The following is a 707-nucleotide window of genomic DNA, read 5'->3' as shown; positions in this document are numbered from 1 at the left end:
GCAGATTCAGGCTGTGAAGGAGCATTACTTTCTACTGAGCGAGAGAAACGATCAACAATGATTTCTTCCGAATCAATCGATTGCTTGATCGTAACGTGTTCATCGTTCTGCTTTTTCGTTGCAATACGATACTGTCGAGCGACTTGAACACCCAGTAATGCGAGCAAGAGACCACATGAGGCCTCAAGCACGTGAATAAACATGCTGATGAACATACCTTGGCTTTCCCTAGTTGCACTTTCGGAACACATCACCAAACATCAATGTTTTAGGTTGTTCCGCTATATTATTTATAGTTTTTTGAGTATCTGAGGCGTTTAGTAAGCGATATTTAGCCTCAATATCTTTTAGCAACAAGCGCGTTGCAGCGTCTCTTTACAAACTTTTTCTATACAACTTTTTTAAGAAAAAACATTATACGAGTGTGATCGTATCAAACTGTGATTGATTGTCCAAATCGGTCAATTAGCGACCATTAAATTTGAGCTAATTCAGCGTCTAATTTTTCAATTTCTTCTCTAATCTGCGCATGCATCGAGGCGCATAATTGCGGTATATCGTCTTCGGTTTTCCCTGCGGCGTCAACGGCAGGCAATATGTCTATCAAAACCTTTCCTGAACACCATTTATTTAAATCTAAACGCCCCGCATAGGTGCTTGCAGCAATGGGAGTTATCTTACACTGAGCTTGGACTGCGATATGGAAA

The 707-nt window shown here is 40.7% G+C and carries 1 protein-coding gene and 1 pseudogene; both read right to left on the bottom strand.

Going from position 1 to position 707, the window contains the following annotated elements; genetic code table 11:
- Positions 1–215 (bottom strand): hypothetical protein (locus tag A3739_RS17735; RefSeq protein WP_197472405.1); only part of this gene is annotated, 215 nt, incomplete at its 3' end.
- 260 nt (positions 216–475) lie between these two features.
- Positions 476–707: pseudogene (locus A3739_RS30075) on the bottom strand (1-acyl-sn-glycerol-3-phosphate acyltransferase); the annotation flags it as partial.

It is taken from the genome of Oleiphilus sp. HI0067, assembly GCF_001635735.1.
This window is presented reverse-complemented; position numbering and strand designations above follow the sequence as displayed.